Source organism: Alphaproteobacteria bacterium (genome assembly GCA_041396705.1).
In the GTDB taxonomy this organism is placed as follows: domain Bacteria; phylum Pseudomonadota; class Alphaproteobacteria; order CALKHQ01; family CALKHQ01; genus CALKHQ01.
On sequence record JAWKYB010000002.1, the window covers coordinates 397,897 to 423,249 of the forward strand.

Sequence of the window (25,353 nt, forward strand, 5' to 3'; positions counted from 1 at the left end):
GCCACGAATCGCTGCACTTGGCCGCATGGTTCGTTCACCGAAATGAACCGGCCGCGCCTTGACGACGCCTAATTGTCGTGATTCCTTGACGCATCGTAATCAGGAGCAACACGTGAGCGATCGGCGAACCCCCGCCGGCAGCGCGACGGGCGCCGAGGACGGGCTGATCTCCTGCCTGCTGATCGCGGCCGTTGCCGTGACCATGCTGGCGACGGAGCTGACCGTGCCCAGCAACCCGTCGCTGCCCGCCTTCTTCGGCACCAGCGACCGCGCGGTCCAGATCAGCATGGCGCTGAATCTGCTCGGCTATGCGATCGCCCCGCCGCTGCTGGGCCCGCTGTCCGACCGGTTCGGCCGCCGCCCGGTGCTGCTGCTCGCGCTGCTCGGCTTTGCCGCCGCCAGCCTGGTCGCCGCGCTGGCGCCGACGGTGGAGCTGTTCACGCTCGGCCGCATGGCGCAGGGCCTGACCGGCGCCTCGGCGCCGGTGGTGGGCATGGCCATCGTCCGCGACCTGCACGACGAGGCGAAGTCGGTGCGCGTGATCGCGCTGATCAGCATGGCGATCGCCGTCGTGCCTGCGGCCGGCCCGGTGTTCGGCGGCTGGATCCACAACCTCGCCGGCTGGCAGGCGAATTACGCGCTGCTCAGCGGCGCCGGCCTGCTGGTCGTGCTGCTGCTGGCGGCGAAGCTGCCGGAGACGGTGCCGCAGCGCGACCCGCACGCGCTGGCGTTCGGCCAGTTCGCCACCCGCTATCGCCAGCTGCTGTGCTGCCGCAACTATGTCGGCTATGCCCTGCTGCCGACGCTCGGCTTCGCCGGCATGACCGCCTTCGTCACCGGCGGCCCGTTCTACATCATCGGTTCGGCCGGCGTGTCGGAGGTCGGCTACGGGCTGATCCAGGCGGCGCTGGTGGTCTGCTATATCGTCGGCGCCCTCGGCGCCAGCCTCGGCATCGACCGGCTCGGCTTCGACCGCGTCCACCTGTTCGGCATCTTCCTGTTCGCGCTCGGCGGGCTCGGCGAGCTGCTGCTGCTGACCGAGCCGACGCCCTCGGTGATGCTGTTCTGCCTGCCGTTCGGCGTGTTCCTGATCGGCCTCGGCGTCGTCTTCGCCACCGCGCCGGCACGCGCGCTCGCGCTCTATCCCGCGATGACCGGCAGCGCCTCGGCCATGCTGACCACGTTGGAGATGCTGGGCGGCGCCGTGGCCGCGATCACCGTCAGCCTGCTGCACGACGGCACCGCGGCGGCGACCGGCGCGGTGATCATGGTGTCGGCGATGACCGCGGTCGCGGTGCAGGTGGTGGTGGTGCCGAGCGGCAGGGCCGCCGGCCGCGAGGCCTGACCGCGCCTATCCCTGCATCACCATGTGTGCGGTGACGGCGCTCAGCAGCTGGTTGAGCAAAAAGGCGATGCCGAACGGACCGATCGCCACCAGCAGCGACGACTGCAGCGCCACCTTGGCGACATAGCAGCTGTAGGCGATCAGCAGGATCCACAGCATGAACGATACCAGATCGCCCAGCCCGCCGCCGCCGCCGACGGCCAGCAGCAACAGCTGCAGGCCGACCATCACCGCATAGGCCGGCACGTCGATCCAGTTCAGCGCGACCGCGGCGTGGAAGAACCGGTTCTCCTTGCCGACGACGCGGCAATAATAGAACAGTGCCAGCTGGAACGCCGCCCAGTGGGTGACATATGCGATCGCCTCGACCAGGACGATGCGGGAGTCCGAGGCTTCGGCCGGGACGATGAAATAGCCCAGCCAGGTCATGAACGCATAGCCGGGCAGGACGATCACCGCCGCGGCGACCGAGTTCCAGAACCCCTCCAGCGTGGCATTGAAATACTGCAGCCCGGACGGGTCGCCCTTGGCCAGCCGGATCGTGCCGTACAGCGACCGGCTGAGCTCCTGCGACGTGATCATCGCTGAGCGAAGAACCGGTCGAGCATGCGGCGATAGATGCGCGTCAGCGCCGCGACATCGGCCACCTCCACCCGCTCGTCGACCTTGTGCATGGTCTGGCCGACCATGCCAAACTCGATCACCGGGCAGAAGTCCTTGATGAAGCGCGCGTCCGAGGTGCCGCCGGTGGTGCTGAGCTGCGGCGTCGTGCCGAGTTCGGCCTCGATCGCGGCGACGGCCAGGTCGGTCAACGGTCCGGGCGGGGTGAGGAAGGATTCGCCGCTGATCGAGACGTCGACTTCGTGGCTTGCCTCCGGTGCCGCCTCGCGGCAGCGCGCGCGGATCCAGTCGGCGACCGCGGCGCCGCTGTGCAGGTCGTTGAAGCGGACGTTCAGCCGCGCCGTCGCCTTGGCCGGGATCACGTTGGTCGCCGGGTTGCCGACGTCGACCGAGGTGATCTGCAGGGTCGACGGCTGGAAGTGGGCACTGCCGGAGTCGAGCGGCGCGGCGGTCAGCGCGGCCAGCATGCGGACCAGATGGTGGATCGGGTTGTCGGCGAGGTGGGGATAGGCCGAGTGTCCCTGCACGCCGGTCACGGTGATCGTCGCATTCAGGCTGCCGCGGCGGCCGATCTTGATCATCTCGCCGAGCTGGCCGGGGTTGGTCGGCTCGCCGACCACGCAGGCGTCCAGCGCCTCGCCGCGGTCGGCCAGCCAGCGCAGCACCTTGGCGGTGCCGTTGACCGCCGGCCCCTCCTCGTCGCCGGTGATCAGCAGGCTGATGCTGCCGTGCCAGCGCGTGCCGGACTCGGCAAGAAACCCGGCTGCTGCGGCGACGAAGGCGGCGATCGCCGCCTTCATGTCGGCCGCGCCGCGGCCGTGCAGCAGGCCGTCGCGCACCGCGCCGGCGAACGGGTCGACCGCCCAGTCGGCGGGCGCGCCCGGCGGCACCACGTCGGTATGGCCGGCGAAGCAGAAGTTCGGCCGGCCTTCGCCGATCACCGCATAGAGGTTGTCGACGTCGGGCGTGCCGGCGGCGCTGAACGGCAGCCGGTGGCAGCGGAAGCCCAGGCCCTGCAGCGCCCGCTGCAGCACGTCCAGCGCGCCGGCGTCGGCCGGGGTCACGCTGGGGCAGCGGATCAGCGCGCTGGCCAGCGCGACCGGGTCGGGCATGGCGCTGGCGCCGTCCATCGGCCGGTCAGTCGCGCAACAGGTCGTTGATCGAGGTCTTCGACCGCGTCTGCTCGTCGACCCGCTTGACGATGACGGCGCAGTACAGGCCCGGGCCGGGCTGGCCGTCGGGCAGCGGCTTGCCGGGCAGGGTGCCCGGCACCACCACCGAGTAGGCCGGGATGCGGCCGCGGTGGACGATGCCGGTGTCGCGTTCGATGATCTTGGTCGAGGCGCCGATGAACACGCCCATCGACAGCACCGAGCCGCGCTCGACGATCACGCCCTCGACGACCTCCGAGCGGGCGCCGATGAAGCAGTCGTCCTCGATGATCACCGGCCCCGCCTGCAGCGGCTCCAGCACGCCGCCGATGCCGGCGCCGCCGGAGATGTGACAGTTGGCGCCGATCTGCGCGCAACTGCCGACCGTGGCCCAGGTGTCGACCATGGTGCCCTTGCCGACACGGGCGCCGATGTTGACGAAGCTCGGCATCAGGATCACGCCCGGCGCGATATAGGCGGAATGGCGCACCACGCAGTTGGGCACGGCGCGGAAGCCGGCCTCGCGGAAGCGGTTCTCGCCCCAGCCGGCGAATTTGGACGGCACCTTGTCCCACCAATGGGTGTCGGCGCCTGGCCCGCCGGCGATCGGCGTCATGTCGTTCAGGCGGAACGACAGCAGCACCGCCTTCTTCAGCCACTGGTTGACCTGCCAGCCGTCGGCGGTCGGCTCGGCCACCCGCAGCGTGCCGTCGTCGAGCAGGTCGAGCGCACGCGCAACCGCGTCCCGCACCGGCCCGCTGGTGGTCGTGCCGATCGATCCGCGATCCTCCCAGGCGGCGTCGATGATCGGTTGCAGCTCGGCTTGTTGCATGCTGTTGCCTCGTCCTGTGCGTTCGGATGGAGCTGGGGGCCGCGATCCAAGAGCGTGCCGGAACATGGCGCGGCCGGCCGTGCCCTGTCAAACGCCGGGATCGTGCCGTCCGGCCGGTTCGGCGGCGCTCAGTAGTCCCATTCGAAGTTGATGCCGACGCGGCTGTCGCCGGTCTCGGTCAACCCGCTGGTCACATCGATTCCGTCCAGCACCTCGACGCTGATCTCGGCCGCGCCGCTGCCGACGGCGGAGCCGCGCGATACCTCCAGATAGACGTCTTCGCTGAGATAACCGCCGACCGCGCCGACCGGGTTGCCTTCGGCGTCGGTGTCGCCCTCGATGGTCAGGCCGGTGATCCCGGTGATGTTGCGCAGCGTGTTGACGATGCCGAGGTCGCCCTCGCCGCCGGACAGCAGCGCCAGCGCGCGGCCGGCCTGCAGCGCCTGGGTGCCGGACAGGCTGCTGCGGCCGACGCCGAACAGCAGCCGGCTGAGGATCTCCTCCCGCGGCAGCGCCGGCACCGAGCTGAGCTCGAAGTCGGCGGTCGACGCCGGGCCTCTGACCGTGACGACGACGGCGAGGTCGCCGGTGTCGGCGATGGCCTCGATGTCGACCAGCGGGTTGGGCGGCGATGCGCCGGTGAAGGTGACGATGCCGCGGCTGATCTCGACCGCCTGGCCGGCCAGGTCCATGGTGCCGCGGATGACGTTCAGCGTGCCGACGATGCGCGGCGCGGCGCTGGTGCCGGTGACGTCGAGATTGCCGCGCCACTCGGACTCCAGGCCGTAGCCGCGGATGTAGAGCGCGTTCGGCACGCGCACCGAGACGTCGAGCGGCAGAGCGATCGGCGGCGTCAGGTCGAGCGGTTCCGGCGCCACCTGCGAGGTGCCGTTGACGTCGATGGCGTCGACCTCGACGTAGCTGGCGCCGCGCAGGCCGGCGAAGCGGATCTCCGCCGGGCGAACGACGATGTCGCCGCTGACCGCAGGCGCGAGGATCGGACCGGCCAGCGACAGCGGGCCGCTGACCGAGACATCGGCGTAGTCGGTGCCCATCACCTTGAGCTGGTTGAGCGCGAGGTCGAATTGCATCGCCGCCTCGCCGGCGCCGAAGTCGGCCCAGCCGGTGGCTGTCATGCTGCCGCCGGCCGGGTCGACGGCGGACAGGCTGCGCAGCGTCAGCCGGTCGCCGTCGCCGGCGACTTCGGCGTTGAGCCGGGTGAGCACCAGCCCGATCTCGGCCACTTCCGCCGTCGCGTTGGCGATCGTGCCGCTGCCGGTCAGCACCGGCGCGCCGCCGACGCCGCCGATGCCGAGATCGATATCGGCGTCGCCGGTGAGCAGGATGTCGCCGGACGGCGCCAGCAGCGGCGCGATCTCGTTGAGCGCGGCATGGGCGGTCACGCTGCCGTCGAGCGGCTGCCCGTGGCTGAAGTCGGCGGCGAAGGGCGCCAGCGACAGCCGCATCGCGTTGTTCAGCCGGAAGGTGACCGCCTCGGCAGCGACGTTGGTCAGGCTGGCGTCGACGTCGGCCATGCCGCCGCGCAGCGCAACCGCGACCAGCAGGCGGGCGTCGGCCAGGGCCTCGGCGACGGCGCCGCCGCCGTCCAGCGCCACGCCGCCGACCGTGAGCGCAACGGTGCCGTCCGGCGCGGCCGCGCTGCCGGAGAGCCGCACGGACAGGGTCTCGAGCTGCGCGGCAACGCCGGAGTCGCCGCCGAGGGCCGCGGCGCGGTCGAGGGCGATGCCGGTCGCCTCGATGTCGGCGTCGACGGCGCCGGGAGCGAGGGCCACGTCGCCGGCGATCCGGCCGCCGAACACCGCCGCATCCAGGCCTCGGACCGCGACGCCGCCGCCCGTCAGGCGCACGTCGGCGGGCCGGTTGAGCGCGATCCGCTCGTCGGCGACCGCCGCCTCCAGCGTGGCGATGCGGAGCGCGGTGTCGCCGCCGGTGAGGGTGAGCCGGAGGTCGGTTTCGAGCGACAGCGGCTGCGGGTCGCCTGCTGCGGCGGTGGTGCCGGCGGCGGCGACCGTCAGGTCCAGCGCCTCGAGCGTGCCGGCGGCCGTCAGCCGCAGCGTGTCGAGGCTGACGGCGTCGGCTACGATTCCGCTGGCCTCGACCGTGCCGCGCAGCGATGGCGTGCCGAGCAGGTCGGTCAGCGCGATCGTCGCGTCCAGCCCGCCGACGGTCGCGCCGTCCGCCAGCGTGAGCCCGCTGCCGCGCAGGCCGACGGTCGCGTCCTGCCGGCCGTCTGCCGCGGTCAAGGTCACGCGGGCATCGGCGCTGCCGGCCAGCGGCACCCCGGTCAGCCCGGCCATGCCGCCCAGCGCGGCGACGGCCACGTCGAGCCGGCCGGCGAGGGTGCCGCTGGCGAGGTCGACGGCGACATCGCCGCGGACCCTGGCGCCGAGTGCCGCCACGTCGAGGCCGGAGAGGGCGAGCGTGCCCGCGGCCAGATCGAGCGTCCCGTCAGCCCTGGTCGCGACCGGGCCGTAGACGCCGTCGCTGGAACCGTCCAGCACCAGCAGCAGGCGGCCGTCGTCGTCGGGCGCGACCGCCAACGTGGTGGCGATCGTGCCCACTGCCTGGCCGGCAATCCGCACCGCCTCGCCGGCGATGTCGACCGTGGCGCGCGGTGCGGCCGAAAGCGCGTCGCCGAGGCTGCCGGACAGTGTCAGCGCGCCGCCGAGGTCTTCGGACGCCATGGCGAGCGGCCCGGCGAGCGTTGCCAGGTCGCGGATCGCGACGGTGAAGCCGAGCGGGGCGGCGCCTGCGTCCTCGCCGAACGGCAGGTCGCCCGACAGCACGACATCGGCGACGGCCAGCCCGATGGCCGCGTCGAGCCCCTGCAGCCCGCGGGCGACATCGATCTGTGCCGCCGCCTCGACCGTCGGCGTCGGGCCGGCGAGGCCGTCGAGCAGCGCGCTGCCGAACGCGAAGCCTTCGCCCGACGCGACGGTCTCCAGCCAGCCGATCCCGGCCGTCGTATCGAACGCGCCGGCGAGATGTGCGGCGAGGCTGCCGGCGGCCTCGGCGAAGCCGGCCTGTGCGAGCGCGACCGCCGCCGGCGCTTCGACGTCCAGCGCGAAGCCGATGGTGCCGTCGGCCAGGCCGAGGTCGACGGAGCCGGCCAGACGGGTCGGCCCGGCCGTCAGGGCGATGTCCTCGACGGCCAGCGCATTGCCGTTGGCGCGCACCGTCGCATCGAGCGCAAGGGCGTCGACCCGGTAGGCGGCGAGATCGAGGTCGGTCGCGGCCGGGCCATCGGCCTGCAGCGAGAGCCGGGCGCTGCCAGTGCCGTCGAGCGGCGAGCCGGCGGCGTCGACGCTCGCGGTCAGCCGGCGCGCCTGCCAGCCGAAGGCGTCGAGCGCAGAGGCCTCGACGCCGACGGTGGCGGCGAGGTCGTCGAGCGGCCCGGCCACATCGACGGAAACGGTTGCCGCGCCTGCCAGCGGCAGGTCGAGCCCGGCGAGCGTCGCCCCGAGGTCGCGGCTGGCCAGCGCGACCTGGCCGTCGAGTGCGATCGGGGCGGCGAGCGTCGCCGTCAGATCGAGCGTGAGCTCGGCCTCGCGCCCGGTCACAGAGCCGGCCAGGGCGATCCGGTCGTCGGCCAGCCCGCCGGTGAGGTCGATCGCCAGCGGCAGGGGGCCCAGTTCCGGCGGCATTGCTGCGGCAGGGAGTGCCAGCCGGCCGGTGGCGGCAAGCCGCGGGGCATCCGGGTCGAGCCGTCCGGCCACGGCCAGGTCGGCCAGCGTCTCGGTGCCGGCGGTGAGCAGCAGCCGGCCCTGCCAGTCGTCGAGCGGGCCGTCGCCGGCAACCGTCAACCGCCAGGGGCCATCGTAGTCCCAGCCGGCCAGGCGAGGCACCAGGCTGCCTTCGGGCTCTTCCGCCACCAGGTCGAGCGTCAGTGCCTTGCCCGCGGCGTCGACCCGCGCGGTCAGCGTCACGTCGGCGGGTGGGCCGTCGAGGCGATGGACCTCCAGGGTGGCGGTGCCGGCGTTGGCCGCCAGCGCGAAGCTGCCGTCGACGGACAGCATCAAGGGCTCGCCAGCCAGTGCGGCGCCGAGTTCCAGCCGCGCGACGGCAATCCGGTCGACGGCGATGTCGGCGGGAAGGCTGGGCCAGGCCAGCGCCGCCGCCGGGGTGTCCGGGGCCGGCGGTGTCACCGGCGGACGGACGATCGCGATGCGCGCGGCCGAGACGTCCCGCAGCGCGACGGTGCCGGCAAGCAGGTCGCTCGCCGCGATGGCGACATGCAGGTCGTCGGCGGCGATCGCCGTGCCCTCGGCATCGTCCAGCCGAAAGTGCGGGATGGTCATGTCGAACGGCACCAGGCCGTCGATGCGGTCGATCTCGAGCCGAAGCCCGCTGGCGGCCAGCGCGTCGTTGGCGAAGCCGATGCCGGCGCGCTGGCCCCAGCCGGTCTGCAGCAGGCCGAAGGCGAGGGCGGCAGCAGCAAAACCAGGGCGAGCAGGCCGAGGCCGAGGCGCAGCGGCCAACGACGCCGGCGGCGCGACCGGGGCGGCGGCGTGCCGGCCCCGGCCGCGGCGTCAGAACGCCTGGCCGAAGCTGATGTAGAGCTGGAAGCCATCGTCCACGCCCGCACGGCGGTTCAGCGGCACGGCCACGTCGAGGCGCAGCGGGCCGAAATCGGTGAAATAGCGGGCGCCGGCGCCGGCGCCCCACAGCAACGGCCGGTCGAAAGTGGGCACCGAATCCGCGAACGAGCGTCCGCCCTCGATGAACAGCACGGCGCCGAAGTCCTCCAGGAAACGGAACCGCGCCTCCGCGCCGACCGCCGCCATCGACTGCCCGCCGAGCGGGTCGCCGTCGTCGTCGATGTCGCCGGCGAACTGATAGGCGTAGCCGCGCACCGAACCGCCGCCGCCGACATAGAAGCGCTCGTCGGCCGGCATGGTGTCGCGCGCCACGCCGACGATCGAGCCGACCTCGGCCCAGCCGGCCAGCACCACGCCGTCGTCGCCCAGCGGCGCCCAGTAGCCGGTCTGGCGCAGGCTGGCCCGCAGCGCGAACAGGCTGGGGTCCGGCGCGATGTACAGCGGCTCGACGGTCAGCCGGGTCAGGCCGCCTTCGGTCGGATTGAAGGCGTCGTCGCGCAGGTCGTAGTCCAGCGCCAGCGGCAGCCCGACCAGGGTGAAGCGGTCGCGGCCGCGCTCCTCCTCGTCGACCTCGCGCGCCGCCAGCCGCACCCCGCCGCTGAGCGTGATCTCGTCGTCCAGGGCATAGGCGATGCCGGTCGCCGCCTCCAGCGAGCGGCGGCTGTAGCCCTCGCGCCGCTCGCGGTCGAGCGTGATGCCGGCGGTGACGGTGTAGCGCGGGTCGGCGAGCAGCGCGTTGTCGCGATACTCCGCCGCCAGCTCGACCAGCCGCTGGGTGCCGGCCAGCCGCAACTCCAGCCGCTCGGCCTGGCCGAACAGGTTGCGGTGTTGCCAGTAGACCTGGCCGCCCGCGCCTTCCGAGGTGGCATAGCTCAGGCCGCCGCCGATCGTACGGTGTGCGCGCTCGGTCACGCGGACCAGCATCGGCAGCCGGCCGTCGGCGTCGACCCAGTCCGTCGCCGGCTCGATGCTGACCGCGCCGAACACGTCGAGCTGGGCCAGCGTGGTGCGGGTCTCGTCGACCGCGGCCTGGTCGTACGGCTCGCCCTCTCGCCAGCCGATCCGCTGGCGGATCAGCGCGGCCTCGACCGCGTCCAGGCCTTCGATGGCGACCGGGCCGAAGGTCGCCTCGGGGCCCGCATCGACGGTCAGCGTGACGTCGACCGCGTGCGCGGCATGGTCGGCGACTACCATGCGGTCGACCACTTGCGCCAGCGGCCGGCCGCGGTCGGCCAGCACGCCGACCAGTCGGTCCTGCCCGCCGACGATGGCCTCGCCCGTGGCCGGGTCGCCGATGGCGATGCCGATGTCGTCGAGCGCGACCGCTATGGGGAACGCGGTTCCCGGCGGGTAGGCGTTGTCGATCGCAAAGCTCCTCAAGCCATAGCGCTGGCCCGCGTTCACGGTCACCGTCACCTGGCGCGTGCCGTCCTCGCCCGCCGGCGGCGCCGCGGCGATATCGACGGTGCCGTCGTAGTAGCCCTCGGCGCGCAGCACCCGCGCCATGCGTTCGCGGTCGGTGTCGATCCGGCTCTGCAGCGCGGAGTCGGTCTGCGGCACCCGGTCCTGCAGCGCGACCAGCTCCGACGCCTGCCGCAAGACCTCGAGCAACGGGTCGCTGTCGAGCAGCCCTTCCGGCGCGCCGTCCGGCCGGACCAGCACGACTCGGTAAGGCACCTCGGCGCATGCCGGCCCGGCGAGCGCGGCCCAGCACAACGCCAAGGTCAATGACAGCGCCAGTCGCACACGGCCATTTCCTACCTGTTCGCCGGGCGGCTGCGCCAGCCCGGTCCAGCGCCATTGTCGGCCTCCGGGGCCGAATGGACCAGAACTTAGGTGAATGGCGCGCTATGCCAACCCCAGGTCCCGCTTCCGCCGCGCCGCCGCCCGGCCGATGATCCGGGCGGCGGCAATGCCGAAGAAGGCGATCGACAGGCCGGCGACCAGCGCCAGCCCGGGGTCGGCGTCGGTGCGTGCGCGGTTGATCTCCTGGCCCAGATCCTGGGTGCCGATCAGCGCGGTGATCGCCACCATGAACAGCCCCATCATGATGGTCTGGTTGAGGCCGAGCAGGATGGTCGGCAGCGCCAGCGGCATCTCCACCTGCCACAGTTTCTGGGAGCGGGTGCAGCCCATCGCCGTCGCCGCCTCGACCGTTTCACGGGAAACACCGCGCAGGCCCAGGTTGGTGTAACGGATCATCGGCACGGTCGCATAGACGATCACCGCCAGGATCGCCGACAGGTCCGACACCTTGAACAGCATCACCACGGGAATCAGATAGATGAACGACGGGAAGGTCTGCAGGGTGTCGCAGACGATGGTGACCGCACGGGAGACCCGGTCGTTGCGCGATGCGGCCAGCCCGATCGGGAAGCCGATGAGGATGCACAGCACCACCGCCGAGCCGATCATGTAGACGGTGACCATCGCCGGCCGCCACAGCCCGTTCAGTGCCGGGAACAGCATCAGGGCGGCGCACAGCAGCCCCAGCCGCCAGCCGCCGACCCGCCAGCCGATCGCCGCGACCAGGGCGACGACGCCGGGCATCGGCAGCCACAGCAGCGCGTCGCGCAGCGGGATCAGCACGCTGACCAGCATGAAGTCGCGGAACGCCTGCAGCGGTTCGTAGAGATGGGTGGCGATCCAGTCGACCAATGCATCCCACACCGGGGCGGTGGTCACCGACCAGTCGTCCGGCCAGCTGTGCAGGGGCTCGGCGACGGCGCCGAGCAGGATGGCGACGGTACCGAGCGCCAGCGCCAGCGCCAGATGCGGATGCCGGCGCAGCCAGCCGAGTCCGGGCTCGCGGTGCTGCGGCTTGAGCTGCGCATAGGCCTGGCTCAGCCGGTCGAGCACGATGGCCATCACCACGATGGCGAGGCCGAGTTCGAGCGCGACGCCGATGCGCAGCATCTCCAGCGCATGCAGCAGCGCGTTGCCGAGGCCGGCCGCACCGATCAGCGAGGCGATCACAACCATCGCCAGGGTCTGCATGATCACCTGGTTGACGCCGACCATCAGCGTCGGCCGCGCCGCCGGCAGCAGCACCTTCCACAGCTGCTGGCGCGCGGTGGTGCCGGCCATGGTGCCGGCCTCGGCGACCGGGGCCGGCACGGTGCGGATGCCCAGGATCGCGCAGCGCACCATCGGCGGCGCCGCGAAGATGGCGGTCGCGATCAGCGCCGGCACCAGGCCGAAGCCGAACAGCACGACCACCGGCACCAGATAGGCGAAGTGCGGCGTGCTCTGCATGATGTCGAGGAACGGCGTCAGCACCCGCTCGAACCGCGGATGGCGGGCGGCCGCGATACCGAGTGCGAGGCCGGCCAGCGCGGCGACCGGCACGGTGACGATGACCAGCACGAAGGTCTTCATCGCGTCGTCCCAGACGCCGAACAGCACGAAGTAGAGGAAGCCGCCGGCGCCCAGCGCCGCCATGCGCCAGCCGCCGACATAGTGGCCGAACACGCCGGCCATGACGGTCAGGAACGGCCAGGGCAGGCGGGCGATGTCGAGGTCCTTGATGCCGAGGAAATCGCGGAAGCCGCGCTCGAACAGGCTGCGCGACAGGTTCAGCGGCTGCTCGATCAGCCAGGCGATGCCGCGGGTGATGTCGCGAAAGGCAAAGGCCTGCTCTTTGCCCTCCGCGTCGGTCCAGGTCCAGAAGACCAGCTCGCGGCCGAGCCATTCGAACAGGCCGCGGATCCAGCGCGCCAGCGGCAGCGTCCAGTCGGCCACCTGCGCAGTCCAGGCGGCGGGCAGCGCGAGCGCCAGCAGCGTGACCCCGACGGGCGCGAGCAGCCAGCCGAAGCGACCTGCGAGGTCGGGGAGCGCGCCGCCGTTCACCGGACCGGCTGGTGTGCGCCGAACAGGGTCTCTGCCAGCCGGCCGCGCGTGATCGTGCCGACCGGCACGCCCGCCGCGTCGAGCACGGTCAGGTCGGCGTCGTCGCTCAGCGCCTGGCGGGCGAAGGTCTCGACCTTGGCGTCGAACGCCACCGCGGCCATGCCGTGCGCCGGCACTGCCGTCGCGTCCATCACGTCGCCGGCGGTCAGCAGCTTCTCCAACGGCGCGGCGCGGGTGAACTGGGCGACGTAGTCGTCGGCCGGGTTCAGCACCAGCGCGCTCGGCCGGCCGAGCTGGACCACGCGGCCGTCGCGCATGATGGCGATGCGATCGCCGAGGCGGACCGCCTCGTCGAAGTCGTGGGTGATGAACACGATGGTCTTGTGCAGCATCTGCTGCAGGCGCAGGAACTCGTCCTGCATCTCGCGCCGGATCAGCGGATCGAGGGCGGAAAACGGCTCGTCGAGGAACCAGATCTCGGGCTCGACCGCCAGCGAGCGGGCGATGCCGACCCGCTGCTGCTGACCGCCCGACAGTTCGCGCGGGTAGTAGTCCTCGCGCCCGCCCAGCCCGACCAGGGCCACCATCTCACGGGCTCGGTCGAGGCGCTGGTGGGCCGGCACGCCCTGGATCTCCAGTGGGAAGGCGACGTTCTCCAGCACCGTGCGGTGCGGCAGCAGGCCGAAGTGCTGGAACACCATGCCCATCTTGTGGCGCCGCAGGTCGATCAGCGCCCGCTCGCCCATCGACAGCAGGTCGACGCCGTCGAACAGCACCGCGCCCGCCGTCGGCTCGATCAGCCGGGTCAGGCAGCGGACCAGGGTCGACTTGCCCGATCCGCTGAGCCCCATCACCATCAGGATCTCGCCGGTGGCGACGTCGAAGCTGACGTCGCGGACCGCGGCGATGTGGCCGCCGTCGGCGAGCGCGGCCTCGTCCGGTACCCGCCCGCCAGCGAACAGGCGATCGGCATGCGGGCCGAACACCTTCCACAAGCCGCGGCAGGTCACCTTGGCGTCACCGGTCACGGGACCCCCTTTCGCTTGGTCCGGTCGAGTCGTGCCGACGCCGCGCACGAGGGCGCGGCGTCGGGCATCCTCTCGCGATGGTGCGAGTATTGCGCCGTAGCGCCGACCGGCTAGGACCCGCAGGCCGGCATCCAGCTGTCGACGGTGGCCTTGTTCGCGTCGATCCACGCCGCGGCGGCCTCCTCGACCGTCATGCCGTCGACGTCGACCATGGCGGCAGCGTCGGCGATCATGGCGTTGGTGAAGTCGATGTTGCCGACCAGCTCGAACGCGCAGGGCCACTCCTCGGCGAAGCCGGCCCACACGCCCTTCTTCAGCCAACCGTTGGCATTGTTGCCGCAGTCGTAGGTGGCATCCGGGTTCGTGCCCCAGGACGGGTCGGTCTCGCAGCCCTCGCCCCAGGTCGGGAACTCGACGAACTTGCCGTCGAAGCGGGCCTCGACCCAGTTCGGCGTCCAGTTGAACAGCACGATCGGCTCCTCGCGCTGGTAGGCGGCGTCCAACTCGGCCCACAGCGTCGACGCCTGGCCGGCGTTGACCACCTCGAAGTTCATGCCCAGTGCCTCGATGCGCTGGCGGTCCGGCTTCTCCCAGTCGACCGGCCCGGCGAGATAGCGGCCCTTGTCGCCGGTCTCGGGCGTGGAGAACAGCGCTGCACAGCCGTTCAGCGCCTCCCAGTCGGGCAGGCCGGGGCAGGCCGCTTCCATGTACGCGGGATACCACCATTCCTCGCGGGTGACCGCGCTGTGCGATCCGGCGTCGGCCATGCGGCCGGCGGAGACCTCGGTCTCGAACGGCGTGCGCATGGTGCCTTCCCACACCTCGACCTGCAGGTGCATGTCGCCGTTGCCCATGGCCGTGACCTGCAGCTGGGTGTCCGACGGCACGTACTCGACCTCGTAGCCCATGCCGGAAAGCAGCGTGCCGGCGACGTTGGCCAGCACAAGCTGGCTGGTCCAGTTGTTGACGATCACCTTGATCGGCTCGTCGGATTCCGGCACCTCGGCGGCGGCGGCTCCGGCGAGCATGGTGCCGGCCGCGAGCGCGGCGACCAGAATGCGGCTGAACGGCTTCGGTCCTGTCATGTATCCCTCCTCCTCGCGATGATTGCGGGCGTTGACTGCCCTGCGATGCGGATTGCCCCGCGATGGCCTTCGCGGCCTTGGTAACCGAACAGTGACCTGTGGCGCATTGGCGCGGCAACGGAATCCTTTCGGCCCGATGCGTTGCGGAGCCCGGTTCATGGACCGGACCATGCCATCGGTTCGCATTGCGGCGCGCGCCGCTGCGGCCGGCGGCGGTCCGGCAATCAGGCTGATGTCGGCTCGGTCTCGCGCAGCCGGGGCAGCAGCTCGGCGAAGTTGCAGGGCCGGTGCCGGATATCGAGCTGGTAGACCAGGATGCCGTCCCAGGCGTCGCGGCATGCGCCGGGCGAGCCGGGCAGGGCGAAGATGTAGGTGCCGTTGGCGACGCCGGCGGTGGCGCGGCTCTGCACGGTCGAGGTGCCGATGGTCTGGTAGCTCAGCATCCGGAACAGCTCGCCGAAGCCGGGGATGTGCTTCTCGACCACCGCTTCGACCGCCTCCGGCGTCACGTCGCGGCCGGTGACGCCGGTGCCGCCGGTGGTCAGCACCACCTCGATCGCCTCGTCGGCGATCCAGGCGCGCAGCTGCGCTTCGATCGCCGCCTGCTCGTCGGCGACGATGGTGCGGGCGGCCAGCCGGTGGCCCGCCGCCTGCAACCGCTCGCACAGCGTGTCGCCGGACTTGTCGGTCTCCGGCGTGCGGCTGTCCGACACGGTCATCACCGCGATGCCGACCGGCAGGAACGGCCGGCTCTCGTCGATCTTCCAGAACGCCTTGCTCATGGACCCGATATGGCGCGCCTCAGTGCGGCAGGGAAGCGATGCTGACCTGGGCGTTCAGGTTGCGGTAGTGCGGCCAGTCGCCGCCGACGATGTCGTCGAGTTCCGGCGTCGGCTGTCCGAAGCGCAGGCGATAGGCCCACAGATTGGCCATCACCCGTTCCACATACTCCCGGGTTTCGCCGGCACGGATGGTTTCGATGAACAGCAGCGGGTCGTTGCCGAAATTACCGCTCTCCAGCCAGCGCTGCAAGTTGCCGGGCCCGCCGTTATAGGCGGCGAGGATGCGGAACATGTCGTCGCCGATCCAGCTGTAGCTGCGCAGTTCCTGGATGAACTGCTGGCCCAGCGCCATGTTGTAGGCGGGGTCGGCGAGCTCGGCGGTATCGCCGCTGCCGATGCCCAGCCGCTGGGCCATCGAGCGGGCGGTGCGCGGCATCAGCTGCATCAGGCCGCGAGCGCCGGCCGAACTGACCGCGACCGAGTTGAACGCCGATTCCTGACGCATGATCGCCAGCACGACGGCGTGGTCGAGCTGCAGCCCGTTGGCCGGCAGCCAGCGCGGCACCGGGTAGCGCGCGGCCCAGACCTGCTCGCCGCCGCGCTCGGCATAGGCGACGGCCAGCCGCATCGCCAGCGACGGCATGTCGGAATCGGCGGCAAAGGCCAGCAGCGCACGCATCTGCTGGCCGTTGAGCCCGGTGGCCAGGCTGCGGAACTCGGCCTCGGCCAGGCCCGGCTGGCCGATCTGCAGCAGCGCGAGGCCGCGGCGGGCCGCCGGCTGGGCGAGCACCGTGCCGAGCACGTCGTCGGAGCCCTGCGCCTCGGTCCAGCTGCGCGGGTCGTGCAGCCCGAGGGCATGCTGCGCCAGCATGCCGTAGAAGGTGTCGGGTTCCTGGGCTGCCTGGCGCAACAGCGCGCTGACGCCGTTCGGCGCATGGGCGCGGATGGCGGCGCGTGCGGCCCAGTAGGCGCCGGCGGTGCGGGTCCAGCGCGAGGCATAGGGCGAGGCCGCCAGCGCGGCGAAGCGCTCGCGCGCCAGCGCGTAGTCGCCGGTGCGCCAGGCCGCGAGCCCGCCGGCCCACAGCGCGCTCGGCGCGGCGTTCCCGGCCTGGGCGACGGCCAGCGCCGCCTGCTCCAGCGCCTCGGCATCGGCCGAGTTGAGGAAGGCGTTGAAGGCGATCAGACCGCGCGCCTCGCCGGCCTCGGCCGACGACAGCAGGCCATTGCCGCCGGCAAGCGTCGCCAGCGCCCCGGCGCGGTCCTCGTCGCGCAGGCTGCGGCGGATCGAGCTCAGCAACGAACGGGCGGCCCGCTCGCCATCCGAATCGCGCACCACGTCGACCGGCGCGGAAGCCCGCCCGGCGGCGCCGTTGCCGTAGGCCGACAGGGCATCGGTGACCGACGGCGGCGTCGGCGGCGGATCGCCGGCGCCCTGGCGGCGCACGGCGAGGTCGTAGATCTCCTCGGCGCCGGGATGGTCGTGATACAGCCGCAGCCACTCGGCCAGCTCGCCGTAGGACGAGCGATAGGCGGTGGGGTGCATGTAGCGCTGATGCAGCACGTGGCCGATCAGCAGGGTGTCGCCGAGCTGGCGGATCAGGCCGTCGGCGATGGCGAGGTCGCCCGCCTCCTGGGCGGCGAAGATCTGGCGATAGAGCTGTTCGTCGGAAAGGCCGAGCGGGCGCTCCGCGCTGCGCTCGGGCCCGCCGAGGCCGGGCAGGGTCTCGGTCGGATCGGTCCGCGCGATCAGCGGCAGGGCGCCGTAGCCGGGCACGGCGGCGAGCTGGACCGAGTCCATACCGGCGCCGATTCCCGCGCCGGTGACGTCGGCGAAGATCTCGATGTCGCCGTCCTGCGCGTGGGCTGCCGTGACCGCGGCCACCAGGCCGAGCGAAGCCAGTGCGCGTGCCGTTCGCCTCATCATCCCTACCCCTGAACTTCGATCTGCCCGAACGCCGCTATATTGCATTACGGCTGCAACGGCAATCGGAGGCCGCTCAGCCGCCCTCCGCCAGCTTGTCCTTGATCGCCAGCAGGTCGCGCCATGCCAGCCGCTTCTGGTTGGTCGTGCGCAGCAGATAGGCCGGGTGGAAGATCGCGATGGCGTCGATCGGCCGGTCCAGGCCCGGCGACTGGTAGCGCCGCCAGCTGCCGCGCAGCTTCATGATGCCGTCGCTGACGTCCAGCAGCGTCTTCGCGGCGGTGCCGCCGGCCAGGACCAGCAGGCGCGGCCGCACCAGCTCGATATGGCGGCGGCAGAACGGCAGGCAGGCGCCGATCTCCGCCGCCGTCGGCTGGCGGTTGCCCGGCGGCCGCCACGGCAGGATGTTGGTGATGTAGAGCGACGAACGGTCCAGCCTGATGCAGGCGAACATGCGATCCATCAGCTGGCCGCTGGGCCCGACGAAGGGCAGGCCCTGGCGGTCCTCGTCGGCCCCCGGCGCTTCGCCGACGATCATTACCGCCGCCTGCGGATTGCCGTCGGCGAACACGGTGTGCATGGCGGTCGCCTTCAGCGGACAGCCGTCATAGGCCTCGACCGCGGCGCGCAGCGCGTCCAGCGTCTGGGCCGCGGCGGCGCTGCGCCTGGCCTCGTCGCTGGCCTCGATCAGCCCCGGCTGGCGCGCCGGAGGCTGCGACCGCGACACCGGCGACACCGTCGCCGGCCGCGGCGCGGTTGCTGCCGCTTCGCCCGCCGAACCGGTTGCCGGCCCGGCCGCCGGTGCCGCCGGCCGCATGCGCTGCGGCGGCTCGAAGTCGCGCACCGGAGTCGCGCCCACCGCCTCGTCGACGCCGATCGCGCGGTACCAGTCCAGCAGCTGTCGGACCCCGGCCTCCGCCGGGCTGCGCTCCGGCACGCCCATCTCCCTCGCCGGTGGCGATGTTTTTTTCGCCGGTCGCCCGCGGTATGGTGACCGGTCTGTCGCGCCGGCGATCCTAGCTCCAACGCCGTCGGCGGCCAACACGCCACACGGGCCGCCGCGCCCGGCACGGGAGGAGACTGGATGGCGCGCGAGGCGATGCACTTCGACGTGGTGATCGTCGGCGCCGGGCCGGCCGGTCTGACGGCCGCGATTCGCCTGCGCCAGCGCGCGGCGGAGACCGGGCGCGCGCTCAGCGTCTGCGTGATCGAGAAGGGCTCCGAGGTCGGCGCCCACATCCTGTCGGGCGCCGTGCTGGAACCGCGCGCGCTGAACGAGCTGCTGCCCGACTGGGCGGAGCGCGGGGCGCCGCTGGAGAATCCGGTGACCGACGAGCGCTTCCTCTATCTGTCGCCGCGCCGGGCCCTGCGCCTGCCGACTCCGCCGCAGATGCGCAATCACGGCAACCACATCGTCAGCCTGGGCCGGCTGTGCCAGTGGCTGGCCGGCGAGGCGGAAGCGCTGGGTGTCGAGATCTTTCCGGGCTTTGCCGCGGCCGAGGTGCTGTTCGACGAGGCCGGCGCGGTCTGCGGGGTCGCGACCGGCGACATGGGCGTCGGCCGCGATGGCACGCCGGGGCCGAACCACCAGCCGGGCGTGGAGCTGCGCGCCCGCCAGACCCTGTTCGCCGAGGGCTGCCGCGGTTCTCTGAGCGAGACGCTGATGGCCCGGTTCGACCTGCGCGCCGCCGTCGACCCGCAGACCTATGCCATCGGCATCAAGGAATTGTGGGAGGTCGACACCCCCGACCATCGTCCCGGCCAGGTGACCCATTCGATCGGCTGGCCGCTGTCGCACGACGTCTATGGCGGCTCGTTCGTCTATCACCTGAAGGACAACGTCGTCGCGGCAGGCTTCGTGGTCGGGCTCGACTACGCCAACCCGCATCTGAACCCGTTCGAGGAGTTCCAGCGCTTCAAGACGCACCCGCGCTTCCGGCCGCTGTTTGCCGGCGGCCGGCGCATCGCCTATGGCGCCCGGGCGCTGAACGAGGGCGGCTACCAGTCGGTCCCGCGGCTGACCTTCCCCGGCGGCTGCCTGATCGGCTGTGCCGCGGGCTTCATGAACGTGCCGAAGATCAAGGGCACTCACACCGCGATGAAGTCGGCGATGCTGGCGGCGGAGGCAGTGGCGGCGGCGCTGGACCCGGCCGGCGACGGCCAGGAGGCGAGCGGCCCGGCGGTCGAGGCCGGCTCCTATCGCGAGCGGCTTGAGGCGAGCTGGGTGTGGCCGGAACTGAGAGCCGTCCGCAACATCCGGCCGGCGTTCCGCTACGGCCTGTTGCCGGGACTGGCCTATTCGGCCCTCGATACCTATGTCCTGCGCGGGCGTGCGCCGTGGACCCTGCACCACCACCCCGACCACGCGCAGCTGCGGCAGGCGGCGGCGAGCTGGCCGATCGACTATCCGAAGCCCGACGGAAAGGTCAGCTTCGACCGGCTGTCCTCGGTGTTCCTGTCGAACACCAATCACGAGGAGGACCAGCCCTGTCACCTGACCCTGAAGGAACCGTCGGTGCCGGTGGCCTTCAACCTGCCGCTCTACGACGCACCGGAGCAACGCTACTGCCCGGCCGGGGTCTACGAGATCGTGCACGACGGGCCCGACGGCGCGCCGCGGCTGCAGATCAACGCGCAGAACTGCGTGCACTGCAAGACCTGCGACATCAAGGACCCGACCCAGAACATCCGCTGGGTGACGCCGGAAGGCGGCGGCGGACCGAACTATGCCGGCATGTGAGAGCGGCCCGGTTGCAGGGGGCGCGGCGAGCGGAGCCGGTCGGATTGACGGCCGTGGTGCGCGGTTCTACCGTGCGCGGCCCTTTGCGCCGGGGTTGTCGGAACGCCGGCCGCCCCCGCGGCAGCGAGAGGATCGAGCGATGATATTGCGCTATGGCCCGTTGCGTCGGCTGGTCATGCACACGGCACTGGCGGCCCTGCTCGGCACCGGCCTGACCGCGCTGCCGACCGTGTCCGGTACGGCCGAGGCGGCGGCGGTGCCGACCCACGGCGTCTGGGGCAGCTACCTGGCCGGACGGCATGCGCAGCGCGTGCGCGACTACCCGGCCGCGATCGAGTTTCTGGGCCGCTCGCTGCGCGACGATCCGGGCAACCTCGACGTGCTGCGCCAGCTGTTCCTGCTGACCGTCGCCGAGGGCCAGATCGACTATGCGCTCACGCTGGCGCCGCAGGTGCTGGAGGCCGCGCAGACCGAGCCGCTGCCGGCGATGGTGCTGCTGCTCGACCGCTTTCACGCTGGCGCCTACCAGGAAACGCTCGACCGGCTGGCGGCCGAGGAGGCGTACGGGCTGAACCAGATCGTCATGCCGTTCGTCCAGGCCTGGGCCCAGGCCGCGGTCGGCAGGCGCGAAGAGGCGCTCGCCCTGATGGCGGCAGACGCGGCGCCGGAGGGTCTTGGCAGCCTCTATGCGGTCAATCGCGGCCTGCTGCTGGAGTATCTCGGCGATGCCGCGGCGGCCGAGGCGGAATACAAGGCGACCCTCGCCAGCGCCGGCGGCAGCGACCAGCAGCCCTTCGCGGTGACGGACGCGCTGGCCGCGCTGTACGAGCGCCAGGGCCGGGCGGACGAGGCGCGCGCGCTCTACGAGGCCTATGCCGAGGCCACCGAGTCGCGACGCATGATCGAAGCGGCGGTCGCGCGGCTCGACGGCGACGGCACGCCGACGCCGAACCGGGCCACGCCCGACGCCGCGATCAGCGACCTGTTCTTCAGCGTGGCAAGCTCGCTGAGCCAGGAAGGCAACGAGATCTTTTCCTACGTGTTCAGCCGGCTGGCGGTCTTTCTCGACCCCGGCAACGGGCTGGCGCTTGCGCTGCTGGCGCAGAACCTGGCCGCGCAGGAGCGCGAGGAAGACGCCATCGCGGTCTATGCGCAGGTGCCGCTGTCCTCGCCGATGGGCTTCTCGGCGCGGCTGTCGATGGCCGACGCGATGAACGGCCTGGACCAGGTCGACGAGGCGATCGCCGCGCTCGAGGAACTGGCCGCCACCTATCCCGACGATTATGTGCCGCTGGCCTCGGTCGGCGACTACCTGCGCGGGCAGGAGCGCTACGAGGAAGCGCTCGACGCCTATGAGCGCGCCTTCGCCCGCGTGCCGGAGATCAAGCACGAGCACTGGTCGCTGCTGTACTACCGCGGCATCGCGCTGGAGCGCACCGGCAACTGGGAGCGGGCGGAGAAGGACTTCCTCGCCGCGCTGGATTTCGAACCGAACCAGCCGTTCGTGCTGAACTATCTGGGCTACAGCTGGGTGGAGCAGGGCATCCACCTGGAGGAAGCCAAGCAGATGATCGAAACGGCGGTCGAGGAACGGCCGCGCGACGGCTTCATCGTCGATAGCCTGGGCTGGGTGCTGTACAAGCTCGGCGACTACGAGGGCGCCGTGCCGCACCTGGAGCGCGCGGTCGAGCTCGAGCCCGGCGACGCGGTGATCAACGACCATCTCGGCGACGCGTTCTGGCGGGTCGGTCGGCGCACCGAGGCGCGCTACCAGTGGAACCGCGCGATGGAACTGGACCCGGACGAGGAGTTGGCGGCGACGCTTGAGGCCAAGCTGACCGACGGCCTGCCGGACGGGCCGACGGTCGATTGACCGCCGCGACCCGGCCGGAGGTCGCGCCGGCCAAGGTCAACCTGTTCCTGCACGTGCTCGGCCGCCGGGCCGACGGCTATCATGAGATCGAAAGCCTGATTGCCTTCGCCGCGTGCGGCGACCGGGTCACCGCCGCACCCGCCGCCGGGCCCGCGCTGGCGCTGCACGGCCCGTTCGCGGCGGCGCTGCGCGCGAGCGGCCCGGAGGCGGACAATCTGGCGCTGCGTGCCGAGCGGGCATTCGTGCAGGCGCTCGGCGGTCCGCGCCTCGCCATCGGCCTGGACAAGCGGCTGCCTCTCGCCGCCGGCCTTGGCGGCGGCTCGGCCGATGCGGCGGCGGTGCTGCGCCTCGCCGCGCGCCGGGCCGGCATCGGCGACGACGACGGCCGGCTTGCGGCTGTGGCGGCCGGACTGGGCGCCGACGTTCCCGCCTGCCTGTTGAACCGGCCGTGCCTCGCCCGCGGCCTCGGCGAGCGGCTGCAGCCGCGGGAGCGCGTTCCGGAGGTGGCGGCCGTGCTGGTCAATCCCGGCGTCGCCCTGCCGACCGCCGCGGTCTTTGCGGCCTGGTCACCGCAGGCCGCCCCGGCGCCGTGCGCACCGGAGCGGATCGCCGGCGCCGGCGATGCGGCGGCGCTGGCCGACGCCCTTGGCGAGACACACAATATGCTGCAGCCCTCCGCCTGCCGGCTCGCGCCCGCCGTGACCGACGCGATCGGCGCCCTGCAGTCGATGCCGGGCTGCGTGCTTGCACGGATGTCGGGCAGCGGCGCGACCTGCTTTGGCGTGTTCGGCAACGACCGTCAGGCCGGCGACGCCGCCGCGGCGATCGCGCGGCGCCAGCCGGGCTGGTGGGTCCGGGCGACGCGCCTGCTCGGCTGGCCGGCTGCTGTGCCGGAGCCGGCCTGAGACCTCAGCGCGCCTCGGAGCGCAGCCGGGCGAGCAGGCTCAGCGTCGGCACGCCGTCCGGCTGCAGCCCCTCGGCGGTCTGGTAGGCGCGGATCGCCTGTGCCGTGCGGCGGCCGGCGACCCCGTCGGGTGAGCCGCTCGGATAGCCGAGCGCGTTGAGAATGGTCTGGATCTCCTGGATCGCCGCCGCGCTCAGCGGGGCCGGCGCGATGAAGTCCGACGTGGTCTCGGTCGCGACCTGCTGCGTCGCGTCCGGCGTCACCGTGATGATGGTGGGCGTGGTCGAGCCGGTCGGCGCGGGCGCGACGACGATGGTCTGCCCGCCGGTGCCGGGCGTGGCCGGCTGCGGCGTGCTCGGTACGGCGATCGGCTCGCCGAGGGCCGGCGGCTGCGCCGCTGCGTTGGTGGAGTCCGCCGGCTGCGCGGCGGCGTCGGCCTGACTGTCGGCTGCACCGTCGGCTGCACCGTCGGGGGCCGGCTGGTCGGCGCTGCCGATCGTACCGTCCAGCGTCGCCTGCAAACCATAGAGCTTGGTGTCGGTGGGCGGCGGCGCGTCCATCATCTCGCGCGCCGTCTGCAGCTGGTCCGGCGACAGGCGGTTCTCCAGGGCCGCGACCCGTTCCGCCGCCTGCGGGAACTCCTGCTCCGCCGCCCGGCTGAACCAGAGATAGGCGAGCAGCGGGCTGCGATCGACGCCAAGGCCGGAGTCGTAGAGCTGGGCGAGTTCGTACTCCGCCTCCGCCACCCGCGCATCGGCGGCGGCGCGGAACAGCTCGGCGGCATCGTCGTAATTCTGCGGCCACAGGTCGCCGTCGCGATAGATCTTGCCGAGCCGCAGGCTCGCCTCGGGCAGGCCGCTTTCCGAGGCGCTGATGTACCAGGCCATGGCGATCAGCGGGTCGGGGTCGACGCCCTGGCCGGCCTCGTACAGCGTGCCGAGCAGATACTGGGCCTCCGCATCCGCGTTGACGGCCGCTTCCTCGAGCCAGCGATAGGCGTTGCGCGTGTCGGGCGTCACCCCGTCGCCGTTCAGGTAGCGCTGGCCCAGCATGCGCTGCGCCGCGGCATCGCCTGCCTCCGCCTGCGCCTGCAGCGCCGCGATCTCGGCCGGCAGCGCATCCGCGGCCGGCGGTACCGCGGTGTCCGGCGTGTCGTCCGCCGCAGCCGTCGATGCCGGCGGCGGGGTGGGCTCCGCCGGTGCCGGCGCGTCGACCCCGCGCGTTGCGCCGGCCGCATCGGCCGTGTCGCTGGCCTCCGGCGCGGCCGGCGGCTCCGGCGGGGTCTGCGCCGGCATGTCCGCCGTTTCGGCGGTCGCGGCGGTGGCGACGTCGTCGGTCGAGTCCGGCCGGTCCGTCGTCGCCGCATCGCTTGCCGCCGCGGTGTCGCCGGCCGGCGCGTCCGGCCCGGTGGCGGTATCGACGCCGCCGCTGCCCTCGGCCGGTACGGCCGCGCCCTGGCCGTCGTCGACCTGCTCCGGCTCGTTGCCGAGCCAGCTGTCGATCTGGCCGGCGACCGCCTGATAGGCGTCGTCGGCGGTCCGGGCGATGTCGTCGGTGACTTGGTCGATCGAGGTGTCGGGGTTGAGCCACGTGTAACCGAGCACGCCGACCACGGCGAGCGCGGCCAGCCCGACGACGCCGGCCAGCCCCTTGACCAGCCAGCCGCCCGCGCCGCGGCGGCGACGGCTGCGCCCGGCGGCACCGTCGGCATTGCGGCGGCGCGCCTGTGCGGCTGCGATTGCCTGCTCCAGCTCGTCGTCGCCCTCGTCGGGGCGCAGCAGCGGCTCGCCCGGCGCGGGCGTTTCGTCGGCCAGCAGCGACCGCGGTTCGGGCGCCGGCGTCTCGACGACCGCCGGGGCCGGCGGCACCGCCGGCGGTGGCTGCAGCACGGGCTCGCGCGGACCGGACTGCGGCTCGCGCGGCATCGACGCGGCGAAGGGCGGCGTCTCCGGCAGCGGCGGCGGGGCCGCGGACGTGCGCGGTGCCGCGAATGCGGCCGCCGCGACCGGGGTTGCCGTCGCGCCGCCGGCCGCAGCCCGGCGCACCGCATCGATGCGCCCGCTCCAGCGCGGGCTCGACACCGCGCTCGCCAGCGAGCCGGCAAGCGCCGCCAGCGCGCCGGCCAGGTCGCCGTCGGCCGCCATGTCGACGGGTGCCGTGCTGAAGGGCGCAGGTGCGGGTCCGGGCGAGGGTGTCGCGAAGGCGTCGCGCGGCGGCTCCGCGGCGGCGAATGGCGAGGGCCGGGATGCCGCCGCCTCGTCGGGCCCGCCCGCGATCACGGTGGCATCGGGGTCGATCGGGCCACCCTGCGGCTCCGGCGGAAAGCGACCGCCGGCCGGCATCCGGCCGGGCATGTAGGTGGTCAGTTCCTCGGGCGATACCGGTTCGGCCGGCGCCGAGGCGAGGCCGGGCCCGTGCGGCGGCGCATCGAACGGGCTGTCGCTCGTCGACGCCTCGTCCGGCTCGGGCTGTGCGATGGCATCGCCGAGGGTGCGCGCCAGCCAGTCTTCCAGCGACATGCCGGAGGCTTCCGCCGCGGCACGCGCCACCTGCAGGGTGTCTTCGTCCAGCGCGTTGATGTCGAATGAGCGGGAGCCTGCCAT

General features: G+C 72.6%; 16 protein-coding genes. 4 read left to right on the forward strand and 12 right to left on the reverse strand.

Going from position 1 to position 25,353, the window contains the following annotated elements; translation table 11 throughout:
• Window positions 1-112 precede the first annotated feature (112 nt).
• On the forward strand, window positions 113-1,345 hold the full coding sequence (locus tag R3F55_01815; GenBank protein MEZ5666172.1) for a Bcr/CflA family efflux MFS transporter: 1,233 nt from the start codon (window positions 113-115) through the stop codon (window positions 1,343-1,345).
• 6 nt (window positions 1,346-1,351) lie between these two features.
• Here the strand turns inward: R3F55_01815 and R3F55_01820 are convergent, their stop codons facing one another.
• From R3F55_01820 to R3F55_01870, 11 genes are all read right to left on the reverse strand, one after another.
• On the reverse strand, window positions 1,352-1,927 hold the full coding sequence (locus R3F55_01820) for a hypothetical protein (GenBank protein MEZ5666173.1): 576 nt from the start codon (window positions 1,925-1,927) through the stop codon (window positions 1,352-1,354).
• The gene (gene dapE / locus R3F55_01825; GenBank protein MEZ5666174.1) at window positions 1,924-3,096 is read right to left on the reverse strand and encodes a succinyl-diaminopimelate desuccinylase; all 1,173 of its coding nucleotides are present in this window, start codon (window positions 3,094-3,096) and stop codon (window positions 1,924-1,926) included. Before dapE ends, R3F55_01820 begins: the two co-directional genes overlap by 4 nt.
• 7 nt (window positions 3,097-3,103) lie before the next feature.
• Entirely contained in the window at window positions 3,104-3,949 is an 846-nt protein-coding gene (gene dapD, locus R3F55_01830; GenBank protein MEZ5666175.1) for a 2,3,4,5-tetrahydropyridine-2,6-dicarboxylate N-succinyltransferase, read from the reverse strand.
• 128 nt (window positions 3,950-4,077) lie between these two features.
• The gene (locus tag R3F55_01835) at window positions 4,078-8,448 is read right to left on the reverse strand and encodes a translocation/assembly module TamB domain-containing protein (protein MEZ5666176.1); all 4,371 of its coding nucleotides are present in this window, start codon (window positions 8,446-8,448) and stop codon (window positions 4,078-4,080) included.
• A 51-nt stretch (window positions 8,449-8,499) separates the two neighbouring features.
• Window positions 8,500-10,245, reverse strand: coding sequence for an autotransporter assembly complex family protein (locus tag R3F55_01840; protein ID MEZ5666177.1), 1,746 nt, complete (start codon window positions 10,243-10,245; stop codon window positions 8,500-8,502).
• A 171-nt stretch (window positions 10,246-10,416) separates the two neighbouring features.
• Window positions 10,417-12,417 carry an ABC transporter permease subunit gene (locus R3F55_01845; GenBank protein ID MEZ5666178.1) on the reverse strand — a complete coding sequence of 667 codons (2,001 nt, stop codon included), beginning with the start codon at window positions 12,415-12,417 and terminating at the stop codon, window positions 10,417-10,419.
• Complete coding sequence (locus tag R3F55_01850; GenBank protein MEZ5666179.1) at window positions 12,414-13,445, reverse strand: glycine betaine/L-proline ABC transporter ATP-binding protein; 1,032 nt, start codon at window positions 13,443-13,445, stop codon at window positions 12,414-12,416. The genes R3F55_01845 and R3F55_01850 overlap by 4 nt, the downstream gene beginning before the upstream one ends.
• Before the next feature lie 110 nt (window positions 13,446-13,555).
• Window positions 13,556-14,530, reverse strand: a complete 975-nt coding sequence (locus R3F55_01855) for an ABC transporter substrate-binding protein (protein MEZ5666180.1) — start codon at window positions 14,528-14,530, stop codon at window positions 13,556-13,558.
• A 224-nt stretch (window positions 14,531-14,754) separates the two neighbouring features.
• Window positions 14,755-15,312, reverse strand: a complete 558-nt coding sequence (gene moaB / locus R3F55_01860) for a molybdenum cofactor biosynthesis protein B (GenBank protein MEZ5666181.1) — start codon at window positions 15,310-15,312, stop codon at window positions 14,755-14,757.
• 19 nt (window positions 15,313-15,331) lie between these two features.
• Window positions 15,332-17,233, reverse strand: a complete 1,902-nt coding sequence (locus R3F55_01865; GenBank protein ID MEZ5666182.1) for a lytic transglycosylase domain-containing protein — start codon at window positions 17,231-17,233, stop codon at window positions 15,332-15,334.
• A gap of 76 nt (window positions 17,234-17,309) precedes the next feature.
• Window positions 17,310-18,176 carry a uracil-DNA glycosylase gene (locus R3F55_01870; GenBank protein MEZ5666183.1) on the reverse strand — a complete coding sequence of 289 codons (867 nt, stop codon included), beginning with the start codon at window positions 18,174-18,176 and terminating at the stop codon, window positions 17,310-17,312.
• Window positions 18,177-18,317: 141 nt separating this feature from the next.
• Here R3F55_01870 and R3F55_01875 point away from each other — a divergent pair, with 141 nt between their 5' ends.
• From R3F55_01875 to R3F55_01885, 3 genes are all read left to right on the forward strand, one after another.
• Window positions 18,318-19,973, forward strand: a complete 1,656-nt coding sequence (locus R3F55_01875; protein ID MEZ5666184.1) for an electron transfer flavoprotein-ubiquinone oxidoreductase — start codon at window positions 18,318-18,320, stop codon at window positions 19,971-19,973.
• A 139-nt stretch (window positions 19,974-20,112) separates the two neighbouring features.
• Complete coding sequence (locus tag R3F55_01880) at window positions 20,113-21,846, forward strand: tetratricopeptide repeat protein (GenBank protein ID MEZ5666185.1); 1,734 nt, start codon at window positions 20,113-20,115, stop codon at window positions 21,844-21,846.
• Window positions 21,843-22,751 carry a 4-(cytidine 5'-diphospho)-2-C-methyl-D-erythritol kinase gene (locus R3F55_01885; protein MEZ5666186.1) on the forward strand — a complete coding sequence of 303 codons (909 nt, stop codon included), beginning with the start codon at window positions 21,843-21,845 and terminating at the stop codon, window positions 22,749-22,751. The genes R3F55_01880 and R3F55_01885 overlap by 4 nt, the downstream gene beginning before the upstream one ends.
• 4 nt (window positions 22,752-22,755) lie before the next feature.
• Here R3F55_01885 and R3F55_01890 read toward each other — a convergent pair whose 3' ends face one another.
• Window positions 22,756-25,353: a peptidoglycan-binding protein gene (locus R3F55_01890; protein MEZ5666187.1), complete on the reverse strand. Its 2,598-nt coding sequence runs from the start codon at window positions 25,351-25,353 to the stop codon at window positions 22,756-22,758.